The organism is Streptomyces sp. WM6372 (genome assembly GCF_001279655.1).
In the GTDB taxonomy this organism is placed as follows: Bacteria; Actinomycetota; Actinomycetes; order Streptomycetales; family Streptomycetaceae; genus Streptomyces.
This window is the reverse complement of record NZ_LGDB01000110.1, coordinates 1-426: the sequence shown is the minus strand read 5'-3', so window position 1 is coordinate 426 and position 426 is coordinate 1. Positions and strand designations below refer to the sequence as shown.

Sequence of the window (426 nt, the reverse complement as noted above, 5' to 3'; positions counted from 1 at the left end):
CTGCACGTGGCCGGGGGTGTCGGCGAGGATGAACCGGCGCCGGGTGGTGGCGAAGTAGCGGTAGGCGACGTCGATGGTGATGCCCTGCTCGCGCTCGGCGCGCAGGCCGTCGGTGAGCAGTGCGAGGTCGGGGGCGTCCTGGCCGCGGCCGCGCGAGGCCTGCTCCACCGCCTCCAGCTGGTCGGCGAGGATCGACTTGGAGTCGTAGAGCAGCCGCCCGACCAGGGTGGACTTGCCGTCGTCCACGGAGCCCGCGGTCGCGAAGCGCAGCAGCGACGTGCCGGCGGCGATGCCGCCCAGGGCGGCGTTCGTGGTGGGGGTCATGGTTAGAAGTACCCTTCGCGCTTGCGGTCTTCCATCGCGGCCTCGGACATCTTGTCGTCGGCGCGGGTCGCGCCCCGCTCGGTGAGCCGGGAGGCGGCGATC

1 protein-coding gene and 1 pseudogene are annotated in these 426 nt (G+C 72.8%); both read right to left on the bottom strand.

Annotation, left to right across the window (positions count from 1 at the left end):
* Window positions 1-324: GTP-binding protein (locus tag ADK52_RS09675; protein WP_234343611.1), on the bottom strand; the 324-nt coding region annotated here is incomplete at its 3' end.
* A 2-nt stretch (window positions 325-326) separates the two neighbouring features.
* A pseudogene (locus ADK52_RS41290) lies at window positions 327-426 on the bottom strand (sulfate adenylyltransferase small subunit); the annotation flags it as partial.